The sequence below is a fragment of the Paenibacillus dokdonensis genome, assembly GCF_004916975.1.
GTDB classification, from domain to species: domain Bacteria; phylum Bacillota; class Bacilli; order Paenibacillales; family Paenibacillaceae; genus Paenibacillus_AQ; species Paenibacillus_AQ dokdonensis.
In genome coordinates, this window is sequence record NZ_STGQ01000002.1 from 1,018,120 (window position 1) to 1,037,049 (window position 18,930).

The 18,930-nt window shown below is 49.7% G+C and carries 14 protein-coding genes; 9 read left to right on the plus strand and 5 right to left on the minus strand.

Annotation, left to right across the window (positions count from 1 at the left end):
- The 6 genes from E6W40_RS22585 (at position 1) to E6W40_RS22610 (ending at position 7,341) form a co-directional block, all read left to right on the plus strand.
- The gene (locus E6W40_RS22585; protein WP_136607810.1) at positions 1-1,434 is read left to right on the plus strand and encodes a HAMP domain-containing sensor histidine kinase; all 1,434 of its coding nucleotides are present in this window, start codon (positions 1-3) and stop codon (positions 1,432-1,434) included.
- Positions 1,435-1,477: 43 nt separating this feature from the next.
- Positions 1,478-2,263: a DUF3919 family protein gene (locus E6W40_RS22590; RefSeq protein ID WP_136607811.1), complete on the plus strand. Its 786-nt coding sequence runs from the start codon at positions 1,478-1,480 to the stop codon at positions 2,261-2,263.
- Between the two features lie 25 nt (positions 2,264-2,288).
- Entirely contained in the window at positions 2,289-3,326 is a 1,038-nt protein-coding gene (locus E6W40_RS22595; RefSeq protein WP_136607812.1) for an ABC transporter substrate-binding protein, read from the plus strand.
- Positions 3,327-3,417: 91 nt separating this feature from the next.
- A complete protein-coding gene (locus tag E6W40_RS22600) occupies positions 3,418-5,073 on the plus strand; it encodes an ABC transporter permease (RefSeq protein ID WP_136607813.1) in 1,656 nt (551 codons plus the stop codon).
- Positions 5,074-5,115: 42 nt separating this feature from the next.
- Positions 5,116-6,195 carry an ABC transporter ATP-binding protein gene (locus E6W40_RS22605; RefSeq protein ID WP_136607814.1) on the plus strand — a complete coding sequence of 360 codons (1,080 nt, stop codon included), beginning with the start codon at positions 5,116-5,118 and terminating at the stop codon, positions 6,193-6,195.
- 123 nt (positions 6,196-6,318) lie between these two features.
- Positions 6,319-7,341 (plus strand): extracellular solute-binding protein, encoded by a 1,023-nt coding sequence (locus E6W40_RS22610; RefSeq protein ID WP_168929013.1) that lies wholly within the window; start codon positions 6,319-6,321, stop codon positions 7,339-7,341.
- A 57-nt stretch (positions 7,342-7,398) separates the two neighbouring features.
- On the opposite strand, the gene E6W40_RS22615 is transcribed toward E6W40_RS22610, so the two are convergent.
- Together E6W40_RS22615 and E6W40_RS22620 are read right to left on the minus strand one after the other, a co-directional pair.
- Positions 7,399-9,189 (minus strand): ABC transporter ATP-binding protein, encoded by a 1,791-nt coding sequence (locus E6W40_RS22615; protein ID WP_136607816.1) that lies wholly within the window; start codon positions 9,187-9,189, stop codon positions 7,399-7,401.
- Positions 9,186-10,931 carry an ABC transporter ATP-binding protein gene (locus E6W40_RS22620; protein ID WP_136607817.1) on the minus strand — a complete coding sequence of 582 codons (1,746 nt, stop codon included), beginning with the start codon at positions 10,929-10,931 and terminating at the stop codon, positions 9,186-9,188. Before E6W40_RS22620 ends, E6W40_RS22615 begins: the two co-directional genes overlap by 4 nt.
- 360 nt (positions 10,932-11,291) lie before the next feature.
- On the opposite strand from E6W40_RS22620, the gene E6W40_RS22625 reads away from it, so the two are divergent.
- Together E6W40_RS22625 and E6W40_RS22630 are read left to right on the plus strand one after the other, a co-directional pair.
- On the plus strand, positions 11,292-11,969 hold the full coding sequence (locus tag E6W40_RS22625) for a response regulator transcription factor (RefSeq protein WP_136607818.1): 678 nt from the start codon (positions 11,292-11,294) through the stop codon (positions 11,967-11,969).
- Entirely contained in the window at positions 11,966-13,099 is a 1,134-nt protein-coding gene (locus tag E6W40_RS22630) for a sensor histidine kinase (protein ID WP_136607819.1), read from the plus strand. Before E6W40_RS22625 ends, E6W40_RS22630 begins: the two co-directional genes overlap by 4 nt.
- Here E6W40_RS22630 and E6W40_RS22635 read toward each other — a convergent pair.
- The 3 genes from E6W40_RS22635 to E6W40_RS22645 all read right to left on the minus strand — a co-directional run bounded on the left by E6W40_RS22635 (position 13,005) and on the right by E6W40_RS22645 (position 17,527).
- Positions 13,005-15,614, minus strand: coding sequence for a winged helix-turn-helix domain-containing protein (locus tag E6W40_RS22635; RefSeq protein ID WP_136607820.1), 2,610 nt, complete (start codon positions 15,612-15,614; stop codon positions 13,005-13,007). The two genes, E6W40_RS22630 and E6W40_RS22635, sit on opposite strands and share 95 nt — an antisense overlap.
- A gap of 197 nt (positions 15,615-15,811) precedes the next feature.
- Positions 15,812-16,474: a DUF2642 domain-containing protein gene (locus E6W40_RS22640; RefSeq protein ID WP_136607821.1), complete on the minus strand. Its 663-nt coding sequence runs from the start codon at positions 16,472-16,474 to the stop codon at positions 15,812-15,814.
- A gap of 279 nt (positions 16,475-16,753) precedes the next feature.
- Positions 16,754-17,527 carry a hypothetical protein gene (locus tag E6W40_RS22645; RefSeq protein WP_136607822.1) on the minus strand — a complete coding sequence of 258 codons (774 nt, stop codon included), beginning with the start codon at positions 17,525-17,527 and terminating at the stop codon, positions 16,754-16,756.
- Between the two features lie 291 nt (positions 17,528-17,818).
- Here E6W40_RS22645 and E6W40_RS22650 point away from each other — a divergent pair, with 291 nt between their 5' ends.
- The gene (locus tag E6W40_RS22650; RefSeq protein WP_136607823.1) at positions 17,819-18,874 is read left to right on the plus strand and encodes a CotH kinase family protein; all 1,056 of its coding nucleotides are present in this window, start codon (positions 17,819-17,821) and stop codon (positions 18,872-18,874) included.
- The last annotated feature ends 56 nt before the right edge of the window (positions 18,875-18,930 follow it).

The window sequence follows — 18,930 nt, forward strand, 5'->3', positions numbered from 1 at the left end:
ATGGGGCTGCGCAATAAGATGTTTATCCAGCATGCCGTGACGATTATTATGCTGCTGGCAGCGATGTACTTCATTGTCAATTATACGCTGAACAAGAGTATGATCGAGCGGGATACGCAGACGCTCAGCCAATATTTTGCTCTGCATCGCATCGAGGCTCTAAAGATTGTCAGCGACAAAAAAATCAGCATGAACCAGCTGTTCTCGGGGACCTATGCACCTTTTATCGCTTCGCATTTATCTGCCAACAGCAACTTTCAGGTGCAGCTCTTTGCTCCGGATGAAACGATCGTCGGAAGCAGCAGCGATAAGGAGAACCTTCTGAAGCGGGATGACATCAAGGCTGCGCTCCAAGGCCAAAGTGCCACCGTCATTACGGAAAAAGAGGGCACGCAGTTCCTGACGTATTCCGCTCCTTTCTGGTATGAAGGCAAGATTGTGGGGGGATTCCGATACCTGCTGGATTTGAGCCCCAACGTGGAGACCCTGAGACAGATGCGCACATGGTTTGTTGGTGCTGCAGCAGGCTGCCTGGTGCTGTCCTTACTGGCGAGCTACTCCTTCGCCTCATTTCTGATGAAGCCATTGCATGCGCTGCAGCGTGCGCTAAAGCGCGTTTCAATCGGGGATTTCAGCAGTACAATCGAGGTGAATACCAAGGATGAAATCGGCGAACTGGCCAAGGATTTCAACCATATGTCGAATGCGCTTCAGCATCACATTGAGCTGCTGCATTACGAGCAGGGCAAGCAGAAGGCTTTCTATGACAATATCACACATGAATTTAAAACGCCGCTGACATCGGTCATCGGTTTTTCGGAGCTTATATCCAAAATGCAGCGGATGGAAGATGTTCAGGAATGCAATCATTATATCCGCAAAGAAAGCACGCGACTGCTGAACATGGTCGAGGAGCTCCTGCAAACTTCGCTTAAGGGTGATGAGGCTTGGCGCATCCGGCCGGAGAAGGTGGATCTGGGCGCCCTTATCACGGACAGCCTGAGGATTCTGAAGCCTACGCTTGCAAAATCCATGATTTCGACGACGGTAAAAGGATCGCATTTCGAGGTATATCTGGATCCGAAACGGGCGCAGCAGGTATTGTTCAATATTATCGATAATGCAATACGGCATAGCGAGTGCACGCATCTGCATATTGAGCTGAAGGAGAAGGAGGGACGGGGAACTGTCAAAATTGCCGATAACGGAAGGGGAATTCCGGAGCAGGACCTATCCAGAATATTTCTTCCCCCGGAGGAAAAGCAGGACCGCGTTATCTCGCAGGAATCGCATGGCCTCGGATTGCCGCTGTGCAAGCAGCTGATGGAGCTTCAGGGAGGGGAAGTTTCGCTTGTCAGCCGCCCGGGCAAGGGGACAGAAGTGCAGCTTGTTTTCAGTAAGGAAATGCCGATGAAAGCGCTGTTACAAAACTGATACAAAGTTTCTATTTTTCTGAGATAAAAGGAGGTTAAAGTGAATGCCAGAGGAAAAGAAAGGGCTTTCATGGTTTCGCCTCATTTTGTTACAAGTCATCATTGGCTGTGTGCTGATCGGCATTTGCTCTTATACCTTCAGGATTCCGATGGATAAAGTCCGTACGTCTTCGCCCCAGCAGGATCAATCGGAACGATTCGCAGGTATTCCGATGCGGATCGATCTCACCTATCCCGGTCTTGGCAAGGTGATTCTGGATGATCCGAAGGAGCTGCTGAATCTGAAATCATCCTTTTCCAGTCTGCTAACGACAGGCAAAGAGGAACAGATCACGAAGGAGCCGCGTCTGCTGCTTACGGGAAGTATTGCCTATCTGGACCAGGAGGATGTTCCGTTTCAGGTACAGACCAATGCTTTTCAATTCGGGCAGGTATCGGTCAATTCACTGAATGTGAGTGCAAATATCCGCAAGCTGCAAAGTACGCTGATCGATAAGGTGTTTACGGCATCCACCATTGGTATGGCGGTCCAAAAGCCGGAGAACGAAGTGTACTCCCTGCAGCAGGGTGTGATTACAGCCCTGTCCAAGGCAGATCGCAAAGCGCTGACGGTGCAGATTCTTACGGCAGCCCGCGTGATTGATTTCAGCCATTTCGAGGATTTGGCAGGGCAGCCGGATCGGCATTTTGTCATTTCGCTGACCACATCCGAAGAGGGGAAGAAGCACTGGCTTCATATCGATCGGTTTAACAGCGCTTACATGGTGGTGTATGACTTGCTGGATGAGACGAACCAAAGAGCCTATTTCAAACTTAACGTTGCCTCATGATCATAATGAAGGGATGGTTTGAAGTATGGCGGCTAGAAAGAAAAACAACGGCTCGATCATTATTTTGGCAGTGGTTATCGTTGTGTTGGTTGGAGGATTTTTCTTATACAAATCAGGGGTTTTCGGCGGTAAAGACAAAGAGAAAATTACCGTGTATTCCATCTTCCAAGAGGAAGAGGCACGTAAGATTCTGGATAAGTTCAAAGAAGAAACAGGCATCGACTATGATATTCTCCGGTTGCCAAGCGGCGAGGCTGTTTCCCGTGTGCAAAATGAAATGTTGAATCCCCAAGCGGACTTTTTGATGGGCGGCCCTGCCGATTCCCATGAAGTGCTGAAAAAAGCAGGTGCCCTTGAGGCGTACAGTTCACCTAATGCTTCCGATATTCCAGACAACATGAAAGACAAGGAAGGCTTTTGGACCGGGTTTTATTTGAATCCAATCGCTATCGGTGTCAATGAAGAACGCTGGAAAGAGAAATACGGCAGCGATCCTTATCCTGAAACATTCAAGGATTTGCTTGATCCGAAATTCAAGGGCGAGATCGGCATGTCCGACCCTGCAACCTCAGGAACGGCATACACGGCTGTCGCTTCTCTTGCTCAGGTATGGGGTGAGGATGAAATGCTGAACTATATGAAGCAGCTCCTGCCTAACCTGAAAGAAAGACCAAAATCCGGTATCGAGCCGATCCAAAAGGCTGCCAAAGGCGAGTACACCATCGGTGTGACATTCCTCGGCGACCAGCTCAAAATTAAAAATCAAGGCAATCCGATTCACAGCATCGTTCCGGAAGCGGCCGGCTATGAAATCGGCGGCCTGTCCATTGTAAAAGGCGGACCAAACACGAAAGCAGCGAAAAAGCTGATGGATTACATGCTGACGAATACACCTGGCGAAATCTATACGCAATCCGCGTATGCGGTTTCCGTGAAGCCTTCTGTACCTATTCCACAAGGCGGCATCGATATCAAATCGACCAAGTACAATTCTGCATATGATCTGTGGAAAGCAGCGGATCAGCGCAAAGATTTGCAAGGTGCTTTGAAAGGTTTGAGATAATCGATAGCCGAAAAGGGGCATTGCGGGCAGCCTTAGCGCTAACCGTACTGCCCTTTCATGGATAGACAGAAGAAAGGTGGAGTCGCCCCCTATGAAAGAGAAAAAAGGCACCGGGGAGTCGCTAAAGAGACTCCTTAAAGATCCATCATCCCTTGTTCTCGTGTTGACCAGCTTTATCGTATTGATCCTGTTTGTCATATACCCGCTAATTGTGGTTGTCTTTACCTCGGGTTTTGATAACTGGGGCATGTTCTTCAGTAAAGCCCGCTACGGGAAGGCGCTGCTGAATACGGTTGTCAGTTCCTCACTGTCGGCATTAACGGCGACAGTCATCGGTTTTATTTATGCATACGCGATTCATTACAGCAATATCGCGGGCAAAAAATTCTTCCGTTTTATTGCATTTATTCCGCTGCTGGCCCCATCGGTAATGAGCGGTCTGGCTTTTCTCCTCTTGTTCGGACGCGGAGGCATGATTTCGCATTGGATGAACTCCGTATTCCATGTTGAACTGGATTTATATGGCCTGCCGGGCTTGTGGATTGTCCAGACGATCTCATATTTCCCGCTGGCTTACATGACGATCACCGGCGTGCTGCGCTCCATTTCACCGAATCTCGAAATCGCGGCACAAAATTTAGGAGCAAGAGGCTTCCGATTGTTTCGGACTATTACGTTTAGACTCGCGCTTCCAGGTGTTATCAATGCTTTTCTGCTGGTGGCTATCAACTGTTTTGCCGACTTTGGGAATCCGAAGCTGATTGGCGGCAATTATTCGCTGCTGGCCGTGGAAATTTACGGGGAAATCATTAATAACGAGCCAGGGCTGGCATCCGTTATGGGAATCATTCTCGTTATTCCGGCACTGCTGGTTTTCTGGGTTCAAAATAAGGTATTGTCCAAAGGCTCTTATTCCACCGTAACAGGCAAGCCGGTATCGGGCCTGAAACGGATTACGACATCCAGAAAAACCGATATATTGCTCTTTATCTTTAACACCATCATTTCCATATTCATTATTTCGATGTTCGCGATTACGATTCTGTTTGCCTTTACGAAAAACTTCGGACGAGACAATACATTTACACTCGAACATATGATGAAGGTCGTATTCAGCTCCTCCAGTCCGGCGGTTCTGAACAGTCTCGTGCTTTCACTGGTGAGTGCGATCCTGGCCGTTGCATTTGCGCTGGTTCTTGCCTATATTGTGGTTCGCAAGCCGTTTCCAGGCAAAAAGCTGCTGGATTTCAGTGCGGTTCTACCTATTGCTCTTCCGGGTACCTTCGTCGGCCTGGCTCTCATCGTGACCTTCAGCAAAGGGCCGATTATTCTGCAGGGTTCGGCGGCATTGATTGTCATTGCCATGCTGCTCAAGCAAATGCCTGTCGGATACCGCGGATTAACCGCTTCCTTCAAGCAGGTGGACAAATCGATAGAAGAAGCCGCCACCAATCTGGGTGCGAATAGCCGTAAGACACTGACGACCATCGTGTTTCCAATGCTGCAAAAAACCGTCGTAGCCAACTTTGTCTATGCGTTTATGAAAAATATGAACACCCTAAGCACGATTATTTTCCTGATTACGCCCAAATGGGTGGTTGCGGCCGTATCGATCTTCAACTACGCGGAGACCGGGACCTATTACTGGGCGGCGGCTGTTGCAGTGGGTCTGATGGGCGCGACACTCGGTACGCTTGGCATCATCAAGCTTATATTCCGCTCCAAGGTTAAAATATTTGATTTCTAGCAAAGGGCCTATGCAAAACTGGAGAAACAGGGAGTGGACATTATGGAGTCACAAGTATTGCTTGATTTAAAAGACGTGAATAAAGTGTTTGGACAGAATCATGTTCTTAAAAATATCAACCTGCAAATCGAGCGGGGGAAATTCATCACATTCCTGGGACCTAGCGGCTGCGGCAAAACTACGCTTTTGCGCTCTATTGCAGGGTTTTATACGGTGGATCAGGGTGAGGTATGGATTGACGGCAAGGTCGTGAACGATCTGCCTCCCTACAAAAGAGGAACGCCCATGGTATTCCAGGAGTATGCTCTCTTTCCGCATATGACCGTTTTTGATAATGTAGCTTATGGGCTGGACATCAAAAAACGTCCGGAGGCTGAGGTCCAGCAGCGCGTGAAGACGGCCTTGGCGCAGGTCAAGCTAACAGGCCTGGAGGAACGCTACCCGCATGAAATGTCCGGCGGCCAGCAGCAGCGTGTGGCTATGGCGCGTGCGCTCGTCATGAACTCGCCGATCATCCTGCTCGATGAGCCTCTAAGCAACCTTGATGCCAAGCTGCGTGAGGAGGTCCGGGTCGAGCTTCGGGGCATTCAGCAGGAGCTTGGACTAACCGTCATTTATGTCACGCATGATCAGCTGGAGGCCTTGTCGATGTCGGACTATATTGTGGTCTTCAACAAGGGGAAAATTGACCAATACGGCACGCCGCACGAAATATATTATAAACCGCGGACCCGTTATGTAGCCGATTTCATAGGAACGACCAATTTCATCGACGGCGTGGTTGAACGCCAGGAAGGAAATATGGCAACGGTTGCTTACGGAAAAGGCCGGAAGGCAACGATCCCGACCGATGGATTATGGTCCACGGGCGAAAAGGTCATACTTAGCGTCCGTCCGGAGTCGCTGCGTATGAGCCCGCCGGAGGCTTATGACTTTTATATGAAGGGCAAGGTACAGTCTTCCATGTTCCTTGGCGAGAAGGAAAGGTATTTCATTCTGGATGATGAAGGCAAGGAATGGATCGTTGATGCCTATGATATCGGTCATATTTCATATGAGGGCGAAGTTACCTTTGCTGCGACGGCAGATAAAATACACATGATGAAAGCTGAGGACAACTAAACATAACAACCGGATATGATCAATGGAATACGTTTCACAAAAAGGAAAACAAATTTGTTTTCCTTTTTGACGCTTTACAAATACATTTACTTAAGAAAGTTCAGCTGCAGAAGGGGGGGAGTCATGATGATGAGGAAAGGGAGCGTGATTTTGGTGCTGGCCGCTGCCTTGGTATTGGTCTTGGTCTGGATCTATCCGGGCAAGACGGCTAACCCGCCACTAAAGGTATATGTTATTTTTCAGGAGGATGAAGGCCGCATGCTGCTGGAAAAATTCAAGAAGGAAACAGGCCAGTCGTACGAGGTAATCCGGATGTCCAGCGGAGAGGCCAGCTATCATCTGCTGTCCATGAACAAGACCGGCATCGACGTGGTGCTGGGGGGGACAGCCGATTTGCATGAGTCGCTGAAAAGCAGCGGCAAACTGCTCCGGTATTCGCCCCGTATGAGCGATAAAATTCCTGAGGCTTATAAAGATAAGCAGGGGTATTGGACCGGCATGTACATGGGCGCGCTGGCAATCGGCGTGAATGAGCAGGTATGGAAGCAGGATCCCGAGCTCGCACCGCTTCCTCTCCCACAGCGCTACGAGGATTTGCTCCGTCCTGAGCTGAAGGGGAAGATTGAGATTCCCGATCCGGAGACATCCGGGACCGGTTATACGCTCTTGGCCTCGCTTGCACAGGAGCGGGGAACGGAAAAGGCCATTGAGCTAATGCATGCGCTGAAGCAGCAGAGCTCATCAACGACCTTTTCCGGCATTTCCTCAGCGCAGCGCCTGGCTGTAGGAGATGTCGCGGCGGTTGTCAGCTTTCTGGGCGACCAACTGCGGTTTAACAACTCCGGATATGCTATCCGCTCTTCAATTCCGCCGCAGGCGGGATGGGAAATCGGTGCGGTCTCCATTCTCAAGAATGGAGGCAATAAGGCAGCTGCGAAGAAGCTTGCTGATTTTGTACTCTCCAAGAGCGCTCAAACGACATATATGAACACAGCCTTTTCAATGCCTGTCATCCCTAATATCAAGCCTAATTCGCTGCTTGCTTCAGTTAAGACGGATCAGCTGCTGAGTAGCTACAGATTTGATGTGGCGGCTTCAGCGCGATCAGACCTGCTCATGCGGTGGCGGGCCGTGAACGAACCCTAAATATAACAAGGCAGGGCCAAGAAGGTTTCTCTTGGCCCTGCCTTATTTGTTATGGATTTAATTAGCCGTTATCAGGCTACCATCTGCTTCTTCGACCGCTGAAGCTTCACCCTTCCACAACAGCTGCATTTCGGTGCTGGTTGCCAGCAGGTTGGATAATGTTCCCTCTGACTCGATGCGGCCATCTTTCATGACGATGATATGGTCGGCCTGCGCAAGAGCTGCCCTGCGGTGGGATACGGCAATACAAGTGACGTCCCTCTCTTCAAAGAGACGTTCCCAGAGCTGTTTCTCCGTCTCGACGTCCAGTGCGCTCGACAGATCGTCGAAGATAAACAAATCCGACTCCGTCATCATCATCCGCGCTGTAGCGGCGCGCTGAATCTGACCACCCGACAGCATGACACCTCTCGGACCAACAAAGGTATCCAGACCTTTCTCCAGATCTTCAATATCCTTTTCCATCACGGCCAAGTGGATAGCACGCGCAAGCTTATCCTCACTTGGCGGGCTTCCTTGAATGATATTTTCCCGAAGTGAATCACTGAACAGCCGGGGGACTTGAGGCGTATAAGCAGCCCTTGGCGGTATGAGAAATGCAGCTGGATCAACCTCTTTGCCGTTCCAGTGCACGGAACCATCCGATGTGGGCAGCAGTCCGAGCATAGCGCGCACCAGCGTAGATTTCCCGGAGCCGATCCGGCCGGTAATCACTACGAATTTCCCGCGTTCCATCGCGAAGCTCACATCAGTAATACCGTTCTCGGAGTTCGGGTAGGAATAGGAAAGCCCTTTGATCTCCAGCGTTTGCAGCCGCTCTTTCGGATCCTTTTGAATGACGGGCGGTTCAGGCGGCTCTCCGTAAAGATGAGTTTCACTGAATTGCATAATCCGGTCCTGTTCGCCGGGGCGGAAGAGTATACTCATCCGATCCAGAGACACCTTTAAGCGTTTATGCTGGAATACCATATATCCGAATAGTGAAATACTGAAGGCAATATTCGACAGATAAGAAGTAAAGAGTGCAAAATCACCTACGGTAAATCGTCCCGCTTCCATCGCCGAGGCACACATCAGCAGGATAATACCTGTACAAATGCTTAACACATGCTGATTGAGCGAGCGCATCCATTGCTTGAACAGATTATCCTTAAGCGCTGCCTGGCGGCGGGATTCGTTCAGCTGAGTAAACCGCTGATGGACATGATCCTCGGCCTGGCCGAGTTTGAGGGCCTGCACCGCGCCGAAGGATTCCGCAATGAAGCTGGTGATGCGCCCCGTAGCTTCACGATTTTGCTGGCCATAACGCCTGGCACGGTTGCCTGAAAGATTATTCAGCAGGGTAACCGCAAGCAGAGGTAGAATGGCGACCAGCGTAATCTGCCAATTGATTCTGGCCATAATGACAAGGGAAATGACCGCAAACGCGAATCGGCCCCAGAAGTCAACCCAGGATTCCACGTATTCGACAACCTCATCCACATCCTCCCGGAACCGGCTCACCGCTTCGCCCGGGGAGGCAGGAAGGTTCCGGCCGGGCCAGCGCATAATGCCCTTGAGCATATTGGTGCGGAGAATTGCCTGAATATCGTAAATGTAGGTCACCCATTTAAAGAAAGCCCAGAAAAAGACGCCTACCCTTGAAATCCTCACGAGCGCGATAAAGATCAGCGGGACAGCAAGCCATAAATAGTTATGCGATTGGCTCGTCGCCCTGTCAAAAAACCATTGCATACCGAGTCCGAGGAGCAGGGGAATAGAGTGGAACATCCCCCATAGCAGGCCGTTAACGATGAACAGAGGTATGTTATGAGCAAACAGGCGTTGTATAAATCGGGATACGGTCATGCCAAATCCTCCTCTCTGCCTGTAATCAGGAGCTGAGCGTAATGGGAGGAAGGATCTTTAGCCAGTACTTCCCTCTCACCCAATTCAAGTATCTTTCCGTCTCCAAGCACCATAATGTGATCCACCTGCTCCAGCGTAGAGAGGCGGTGTGCGATCACAATGCCCGTGCATTTCATCATGAGCTGGTCCACGGCGGATTGCAGCATAGCCTCGGTTGCAGCATCGAGGCGAGATGAAGGCTCATCCAGAATGACCAGACTTGGCTGGGTCAGGAATACCCGTGTCAGGGCGAAGAGCTGAGCCTCGCCGGCAGAAAGTGAGGCGCCGCCTGCCTTTAGATGCGTATCCAGGCCTTCAGGCAGCGAATCAATCCACTGCTTCAGTCCGAGTCCTCCGGTCGTTTCCAGGATATAATCATCCGAAATGCTGCCGTCAAACAGCGTCAGATTATCGCGGAGAGAGCCGTCAAACAGCTGCACATCCTGCGTTACCATGCCTACCCGGCGATACAATGCCTCAAGCTTCAGCTCCTGTATGTCTGTGCCTCCGACTCGGATGACGCCGCTGTTAATGTTGTATAACCGCAGCAGGACACGGCTGAGGCTGGATTTACCGCTGCCGGTACGCCCGATAATGCCCAGTCTCTCGCCCGGACGAACGGAGAATGTAATATCATGAAGCACCGGCTTATCCGGGTTGTAACTGAAGTTGACATGATCAAATTCCAAGCCGAGTGCGCCGTCAGGCAGCGTTGTTTCGTTTCCTTCAACGATCTCGCTGCGGTTTGCCAGCAGCTCCTGGGAGCGCATCATGCCGGATTTGGCCTTTTGGAATTCCTGCACCTGATCACCCAGCTGTTCGATAGGATCGTTCAGCATTTGTGTGTACTGATAGATGAGGAAGAGTGTACCCAACGTTATTTGTTTGGTCAGATAATAGTGAACGCCAAGCAGAAGTACGACCGTTACGGCGATGGCAAAAAGGACTACGGTCGTATTCCAGGGAATAACCCGCAGCATCCATGCTTTGCGGCCTTTCAGGAACACGGTACGCATGGCACGGTGGAAACGGTTCATGACATACGGCACATTGCCGTTCGCCTGAACATCTTCAATCCCCGCAATTCGTTCCTCAATAAATCCGAATAGCGCTGCGCTTGCTCCGCGCTCATCTTTGGAGGATTTTACGCCCAGATCCCGGATGAAAACCATGGCGCCGATAGAGGCTAGCGTGAATACGGTCATGACTGTCGCAATCGGCCAGTTCATGGTAAACATAAAGCTAAGGATGCCGGCGAGGAGCACAAAGCTGCCGATGACCTTGATGATAAACATGGCGAAAAAGTTCGACATGTTGGTCACGTCACCATCGATACGCTCGATCATCTCACCGGGTGTTTTCATATTGTGAAAGCGCATATCCAGACGTAGACAGTGCTTCAGCAGATCGCCGCGAAGCTGATTGGTGGCACGCCAGGATACATCATTTCCCAAATAGCTGATGGCTACTGTCAAAACTTGATTGAAAACGGCAAAGATAAGGTAGATGCCGGCCAGTACGAGCAGGCTGGAAACCACACCGTTATCCACCGCTGTATCGATAAAACGCTGTACGATCTGTGGATTTACAAGCTGGGCCCCGGTGGAAGCGAGTAACAGAATAAGCAGAATGAGCAGCCGGCCCTTGACCGGACGAAGATACCTTAGTAACCATGACATCGATGGCTGTTTAGGCTGTTGCATGTGAAAACCCCCAATTCCAGAACAAGACAAGTATGTATTTTTAAGCTTGGTCTTTACTGCATTCCAGCCGCCGCCATTTCATTGACCAGACGCAAATAATATCCATCATACAATAATTTGGAAGCGATTCAAGATAAAGTTTGATTATAAAAAAGGATTCTTAGTTCATATTCAGTTCATACAAACAAGGTATTCTAAGTCCGTCACAAGGAATGAACCTGTGAGAAGCAGTTTCTTTTATTCGAGAACGAAAGATGTATAGTAGAATTGTTCTGTATCATCCGTTGGCAGGCCACTCAGTTGCGGCCGGATTGATGAACATGATTCGGACAATACAATTAAGAAAAGGAGCTGAGCTTCATGCCACTCATTCTTGTCGTTGATGATGACCCGCATATCCGTGAACTGGTTAGCCATCTGCTCAAAAGCGAAGGGTTCAGCATCGCGGAAGCCGCAAACGGACACGAAGCGCTGAAGGTGCTGGAAACGACGCGGGCCGATCTGGTCGTGCTCGACATCATGATGCCGGGCATGGACGGGTGGGAACTCTGTAAGGAGCTGTCGGGAAATTATGAGGATATGCCGGTTCTGATGCTCACCGCAAAAGGGGAGACCGTGCATAAAGTTAAGGGATTTGAGCTCGGAACCGATGATTATCTGGTTAAGCCCTTCGATCCGCCGGAGCTCATCGCCAGGGTGAAAGCACTTCTGAAGCGCTACCGTATTTCGGCCTCACAGCAGATTCAGATCGGCTCCTTGCGGCTAAACCGCAAAACCTACGAATGTTATACCGGCGAAGAAGGCATTACGCTTCCCCTGAAAGAATTCGAGCTGCTTTTTCTGCTTGCAAGCTATCCAGGTAAGACGTTCTCTCGCGACCAGCTGATCGAGCAGATCTGGGGATTCGATTACGAAGGCGATGAACGCACGGTCGACGTGCATATCAAACGCCTCCGGGAGCGGTTTCCCCCGGAGGATCATGCGTTTCAGATCCGGACGATCCGCGGTCTCGGATACCGGATGGAGGTGACTTCATGAAGCATAAGGGGATTTGGATGAAGCTAAAGGTCGTATTTTTTATGCTGATGGTGATTTCTTCACTCAGTCTCTGCTGGACGGCGGCCTATTTCATTATCCATTGGCTTGATTGGCCGCATGTCCCTCTTGCGAGACAGCTGGCCGTTTCCATTACTGGGTTTATCATTTTCGGATTGCTCATTTCGATCATGTCAAGATTTGGCCGGAGAAGGGAGATGGAGTTCTACCAAAGCATTATTGATGCTTTCAGGAAGATTGCCAGAGGCGACTTTAATGTCTCGCTGCCCTTGGAAGGCTTCGATAATGGCCGCTTTACGGATATCATCAAGAGCATCAATGACATGGCGGCCGATCTGAATAAGCTCGAATCCATGCGCCAGGAATTTATTTCGAATGTTTCCCATGAGATCCAATCTCCACTTACGTCCATCAACGGCTTTGCCAGAGTGCTGAAGAAGAAGGAGCTGACCGCGGAGGAACGGGAGCATTACCTTGATATCATCGAGCAGGAAAGCGTGAGGCTCTCCCGCCTATCGGAAAATATGCTGCGCCTCGCTTCGCTGGATTCCGAGAAGCATCCATTCCATCCCGTTCCGATGCGGCTGGATAAGCAGCTGCAGCAGCTGATCCTGGCCTGTGAGCCGCAATGGCTGGATAAGGATTTGGATATGTCGGCCGAGCTCAGCCCGGTGACGATTGATGCGGACCCGGATCTGCTGAGCCAGGTTTGGGTGAACCTGATCCATAACGCCATCAAGTTTACGCCGCGCGGCGGCACCATCCAGGTCCGGCTGGAAGCGGAAGGACGGCAGGTATGCATCATGGTGGAGGACTCGGGCATCGGCATATCGGAAGAAGACCAAGCACATATCTTTGACCGCTTTTATAAGGCGGATAAATCAAGAACCCGCTCAGGTGGTGGGAGCGGGCTTGGACTGTCCATTATTCAAAAAATCGTGCAGATGCACCAGGGCAGCGTCACGGCGACCAGCCAGCTGGGCGAAGGAACCACAATGACCGTGCGACTTCCTGTCGCTATAGCAGCAGACCCAGCTCCTGCGCAGCTAGCAGCGCCTGCGTCCGCGAAGACACGCCGAGCTTTTCGTACAGCCTCGAAAGATAAACCTTGACCGTACCTTCTGATAAAGCCAGCTCTGCGGCGATCTGTTTGTTGCTGGCGCCCTTTCGGATCAGCTGCAGCAGGACAGTTTCACTCCGGCTGAACTGCTCAATAAGAGGAGAAGTTGCGGCGGCTTCCGTGTCAACCGCTGTAAAATGCTGCAGCAGGCTGTGCACATAATCCGCAGATACACTCTCTAGCTCTCTCAGGCCTTTATCCTCCGTTAGAGAAGACGGTTCGGTGAAGGCTTCAACCGTATAACGGGTGAGCAAAGCATGCATCGGCGCAGCTTCATCGACGAAGCTGCGGATATATCCATTGCATTCGCCTATCAGCAGGGCTTCATGCAGCGCACGGAGTGCGGCTTTACGCTGGCCAAGCTGCTCCTCCAGCAGTGCCTGAATAATGGATATTTCCGCACTGCTTGAAACCAGCCGCTCTCGGACCGATTGCGGCTTCAACTGCTCCAGCAGCCGCAGTGCCTCTATCTCCTTGCGCTGTCGTCCCAGCAGGCGTACGTAGGATAAATACTCGTATTCTCGCTGAAAGGTAGGTTTGTCTTTTGTGGAGAGTCCAAGCTTAGCCGCGATTTTTTTGGCTGCAGGCAGCTTACCCTCCTTGATGTGCAGGCGCATTTTTTGGGCAAGCAGCAGGGACACCCAGGGCTCTTTCCAATGAAGTCCTGCGTTATCGAGACCCTCCTCAAGTAAATCATGGGCCAGCTGAGTATAGCCGTCCAGAAGATGCAGCTTTACACGCATAAGCAGTATAGGAACCAGCAGGCCGGGCAGGTCGACACGGGAAGCTGCCCGGAGCATTTCTTCCAAGGCTTTGCGGGAATCGGCGATCCGGTTCCATTCATAGTAGCCTTCAACCAAGGATTGTTTCACATAATAATATACCAGCGATTCCTGAAGACCATGGGAGGACAGAACGCCGAGATACAAGCCTCCGATGTTCTCCATATCGGGTGATAACGCCCCATTCAAGCCAAGTGGCGTACGACGGATATAGGGTTCTCTGACATTATAATTAAATTTATAGAATACCGGGTCCGCCGGCAGGAGCTCATCAAGCATGGTACCGATGAAGGTATACCAGTTGCCGAAGTCACCGCTTGCGAACATCAGATTCGATCTGACGAACAAGATCCCGCTTTGCAGATGCTTCCATTGTTCGGGATCTGCACCTTGGTGTTTTTCCACGAAGGCTTTCAGACGCTGCTCGGCTTGTTCGAAACGACCGGTCAGGACCAGTACAAAAGCATAAAACAGATCCATTTCCGGGTGCAAAGCATGCGAGGAAGGAAAACCTTCAAACCAGCGGAGCAGATTGCCGAGCTCTCCGCTTTCCATTAATGCAGAAATATGGCCTTGCAGCAGCTCTTCCACCAATACAAAGTCTCCGGCGGTGATCGCGTATTCTACGGCTTCATCCATATAACCCCGCTTTGCAAACTCAAGGCTTGCCAAACGGTTCAGCCTGTCCCATTTATCAGGCTGCTGCCTTCTGATATATTCACTCACCGAACCTGAGAACAGATGATGATATCGGAACCATTCATTTTTTTCGTCCAAAGGGATAAGGAAGAGGTTGAGCTTTTTAATGTGTTCAAGCTTCGATCGGCTTTCCCGATCCTCTGTCACCGCATCGCAGATTCGTGCGTCGAACTGCTCCAGGATGGATGTTTTTAATACAAAGTCATAAATTTCCTCTGGCAGACTCGAAATGACCTCATGGAAAATATAATCGGTCACATTCCGATGGCTGCCCTGAAACTGTTCAATAAAACAGTCAATATCCTGCCTGGATTGCAGGGACAACAGGGCGAGCTGCAGACCGGTGACCCATCCCTCCGTCCGCTCATTCAATTCTCTGATTTGCCGCTCTGTTAATTGCGGACCTTCCGATTCGCAATAAAAGGTTTCGGTTTCGTTTGGGGTAAACTGCAGCCCCGAGGCATTCATTTCACGACTCTCATTTTTCGTGAGCCATTTAACCGTGGCAAAGGGGAGCTCCCGCCGAGTCGAGATCAGCAGGGTCAGCTGCCGCGGCATATATTCGATAAAGTAGGAAAGGCTCTCGTGAATGCGCGGATTTGTAATGAAATGGTAGTCATCCATAACCCAGCTGACGGTATCTTCCAGTTCAAAAAGCTCATTCATAAAAGCGTCCAGAAATGCGGTGAGAGACAAGCCGTTAAGGCTCTCAGCCAGCAATGTAATTTTGGATTTCATAGATGCGGGTACCGTTTCCGCAAGAGAGTATACCGCATAGCGCCAGAAGCGTACCGGATCATTATCACGTTCATCCAGTGTCAGCCATGCGCAGGAGGTTTGCCGGGCATACACCCACTGGGTGAGCAGTGTTGTTTTGCCAAAGCCTGCAGGGGCACAAACCAGGCTGATCCGGCCTCGGGTGCCGTTTTGTATCCACTCCAGGAGTCTTGTCCGTTCGACAAGAGCCTCCTTTAACAGAGGCGGGGTGATTTTGGTTTTTAAAACGACAGGAGTGGTCATACTCATCCTTAAGTCAGTCCTCCAAACTTGCGACAAATTCCTATTTTTTTACCTGTTTTACACCATTATATAAAAAAATATGAGGTACGTTAACTTCGGATAGTCGGTTTAATGAGTTTATTTTTATAAGCATATCTTCATCCATGAAAAAGGCTGTTGTAGAAGGAATGTCTACAGCAGCCCTTTCGTTCGTTGTATTCAGCTTATGGTAAGTGAATCGATTTGATATGGTCACAGTGAAGTAGGATAGTACTTCCTCCGGCCTCCACCAGTTCAATGATCCGATTGTCCACCTTTTTTAGCATACCGGCTTTTAATGGGGATTCCCCCAAATCAAAAATTACAAGCTCATTTTGAAATTTTTCCAGCTGCTGATCCAAAGTACGCGAGAGGGGGAGCGCAGGCTGCTGCAGCTGAAAAAGATGCTGATTGAGATAGGATGGGGTCATATTGGGCGGAAGAGGGCATATATACTTCACATGATGAAGCGGTATATATACGGAATGATAGAGCGGCGAGAAAAAGATAAAATAATCATTCATAATACTCGTTACATAGCCATGAAGGAGATTGGGGCCTCCCAAATCGATTTCCGTGAAAATCCCTCTGGAGTTCATCAGCATTTTCCGATATGAGATATGGGTGTGGTCTACCAAGGGTTCCCTGTCGGCCGGAGAGGAATCTTCGCTGTCTGTTGAGAGCTTCATATGCTGTAAATGATGCACAGGCGTGTAGACATATCTGCTCTCGGAGAAAATCACGATAATGTCGCTGCCAAGATCCACGAGCTCTCCGATGAAAGGAATTTTACAGCCTAATATTTTGAGCTCGACTTTTTTACCGAGGAGAGAACGTATAGACTCCATAAACTACCTCCTTTCGCACAAGAATCAGACTAAGTTACGTATAGGCAGGCGGGATCCCGGTCCAATTCGGGTGTCATAATAAATACAGCATGCATATACTGTTCCAAATGGAAGGCATTTGTTAATAGAGCATCGGTTAAGCGACGTCCCCTGCGGCTGTAGGATCCGGTTTCCTTTAGAGTGAGGAATAGAATCATAGACTCCGCGGGGGAGCGTCATATTTATTCATAGGATTCAATGCTTGTTCTTAATTAGTCTGAGCTTACTTTAGCAAATCCATTATTCGCAGCCACACCGGCCGCTGCGGTTGCCGGGACGACTGCCAAGACGATTGCCAACACGTTTGCCAATACGTTTGCCAGTACGGTTGCCTGGATGATTGCCAGTACGGTTACCGGTGCGGTTGCCCCCGGTTAGGTTCCCCCATGTCCGGTTGCCGCCGATTTGGTGCCCACGGGTTTGGTTTCCTTGTGTTCTATTTCCTAATGATTTACTTCCACCCGAGTTGTTTCCACCAGAATGATTGTTTTTATTTCCGTTGCTTTTGTTTCCACCAGATTGATTGTTTTTATTTCCGTTGCTCTTGTTTCCACCGCTGTTATTGGAGCTGCTCACTACCGTAACGGATTTGACATGGAAAATTGGAATACGTACGATCTCCTCCGCTTTTACGGCGAGCACAAGAAAGTTTTGATTCGCATTAGTGATGATACCTTCAAGCTTTTCCGGACCACCGCGATTGATCTGAACGTGACGGTACTGCAGTGATTGAAGGAGTGTTGCGAAATTAAAGCTTTGAATTGGACGTGCCATGGCTGATTGAACTCCGCCTGAACGCATTCTTCCTGACTTGGACCCGCCCGATTGATCAGTAGCCGTGACGCTTTTAATGTGTGTTGTGCTGACATACACGATCTTTTTGTCTTTTGCCCATACGGCCAGATAGTTGCTCTGAACGCTGAGCAGAACACCTTCAACGGAATCCGGACCACCGCGGTTGATCTTTACACTTTGTCCGACCAAGCCCATTAAATCATTACCGGATAAAGACATTGCACATTCCCCTTCCTCAGTATATTAGGTAGACAAGAACGTTAATTCGTCCTTCAAGTCTATCTATGCTCTATTTATATGTGTCCTCGTGCAAGGGGGGACTAGCCGGATATACTAGATTAGCAAAATTGAGCCAATATCTCGCTGCTCGATTGCTAGAATTACATGATGATGAAAAAATGCAAAACACCTGAAATCAAGGCGTCAGCCCTGACGGCATCCGCTGATCAAGCATAGGATGGTGAAAAGCCTGCTATAGGCCATTCTTCGTGTTGGAAAGGCGGTTTCTGCATGGGTCTGCCCGTTTATCGGATCATGATCAAGGAAAAGGACTTGAAACAGATGGAGAGTCAAATATGGTCGGATCAGTTTGTCCCGGCGACGATGTCGAACGGAAGCAGTTCGGAGCCGGTGCGCATCCGTTACCGCGGCGGCCATACCCGGGAATATCCGAAAAAATCCTACGAAATTCGCACATCACGCGCAACATATCATTATAATGCGGAGCATGATGATCCATCGTTACTCCGAAATGCGCTTTCTTTTCACTTCTTTAATACCATCGGCGTTCCAAGTCCCGCTACCCAGCACTGTGTTCTTCAATTAAATGGAGAGACCCAAGGGGTATATTTGAGGATTGAGGCAGTCAATCAGGCTTTTTTTAGGGTCCGAAAAATACAGGTGCGGAGCATCATCTATGCGGTGAATGACAATGCTACCTTTGACTTGAACAAGGTGGGTACGGATACACCCAAAAGCTCACTGTTCTCCGGGTACAGTCTCATCAGGGGAACGGGAGAGGATCGGCAGAAATTGATCCGATTCATCCGGGATATTCATGCGAAACGGGGAAGGATGCTTCAGAAATATCTGGGTGGGCGCTTGTACATGGACAATTATTTAAAGTGGCTGAGCGGAGCCGTACTTACAGGAAACTATGATGGGTTTCAACAAAACTACACGATATTCGAGTATAAAAAGCGTAAGGCATATGGCTTTCTTCCATGGGATTACGAAGGGACATGGGGCCGCAACTGCTATGGCAAGTCGGTTGCTTCCGACCTGGTAAGAATCGAGGGTTACAACAGGCTGACAGGTAAGGTACTAGCGTACAGCTCCTACCGGCAGCAGTACAAGAAGCGCCTGGAGGGCATTCTTGCGTCTGCCTTTACGGTCCAACAGTTGATGCCTGTGGTCAGAAGAATGTTTAATCAGATCGAGGGCGATGTGTATCGGGATCCGAAGTACAAATGGCCTCGCGGCATGTTTATTTCCGAACCCGATCTCATACATGCTTATATTGAAGATCGGCGCAAGGATATCAGGCGCGAGCTACAAAATTTATGAAACATAATAAGTATGGAAAAAGAAAAAGACACCTGCAGCCTTAGAGAAGGAAGGGC

Coding starts and splice junctions, on each gene's coding strand:
- E6W40_RS22645 (WP_136607822.1), bottom strand. CDS start 17,527: ATGTCTTTATCCGGTAATGATTTAATGGGCTTGGTCGGACAAAGTGTA.
- E6W40_RS22625 (WP_136607818.1), top strand. CDS start 11,292: ATGCCACTCATTCTTGTCGTTGATGATGACCCGCATATCCGTGAACTG.
- E6W40_RS22600 (WP_136607813.1), top strand. CDS start 3,418: ATGAAAGAGAAAAAAGGCACCGGGGAGTCGCTAAAGAGACTCCTTAAA.
- E6W40_RS22630 (WP_136607819.1), top strand. CDS start 11,966: ATGAAGCATAAGGGGATTTGGATGAAGCTAAAGGTCGTATTTTTTATG.
- E6W40_RS22650 (WP_136607823.1), top strand. CDS start 17,819: ATGGGTCTGCCCGTTTATCGGATCATGATCAAGGAAAAGGACTTGAAA.
- E6W40_RS22590 (WP_136607811.1), top strand. CDS start 1,478: ATGCCAGAGGAAAAGAAAGGGCTTTCATGGTTTCGCCTCATTTTGTTA.
- E6W40_RS22595 (WP_136607812.1), top strand. CDS start 2,289: ATGGCGGCTAGAAAGAAAAACAACGGCTCGATCATTATTTTGGCAGTG.
- E6W40_RS22620 (WP_136607817.1), bottom strand. CDS start 10,931: ATGCAACAGCCTAAACAGCCATCGATGTCATGGTTACTAAGGTATCTT.
- E6W40_RS22615 (WP_136607816.1), bottom strand. CDS start 9,189: ATGACCGTATCCCGATTTATACAACGCCTGTTTGCTCATAACATACCT.
- E6W40_RS22610 (WP_168929013.1), top strand. CDS start 6,319: ATGATGATGAGGAAAGGGAGCGTGATTTTGGTGCTGGCCGCTGCCTTG.
- E6W40_RS22635 (WP_136607820.1), bottom strand. CDS start 15,614: ATGAGTATGACCACTCCTGTCGTTTTAAAAACCAAAATCACCCCGCCT.
- E6W40_RS22640 (WP_136607821.1), bottom strand. CDS start 16,474: ATGGAGTCTATACGTTCTCTCCTCGGTAAAAAAGTCGAGCTCAAAATA.
- E6W40_RS22585 (WP_136607810.1), top strand. CDS start 1: ATGGGGCTGCGCAATAAGATGTTTATCCAGCATGCCGTGACGATTATT.
- E6W40_RS22605 (WP_136607814.1), top strand. CDS start 5,116: ATGGAGTCACAAGTATTGCTTGATTTAAAAGACGTGAATAAAGTGTTT.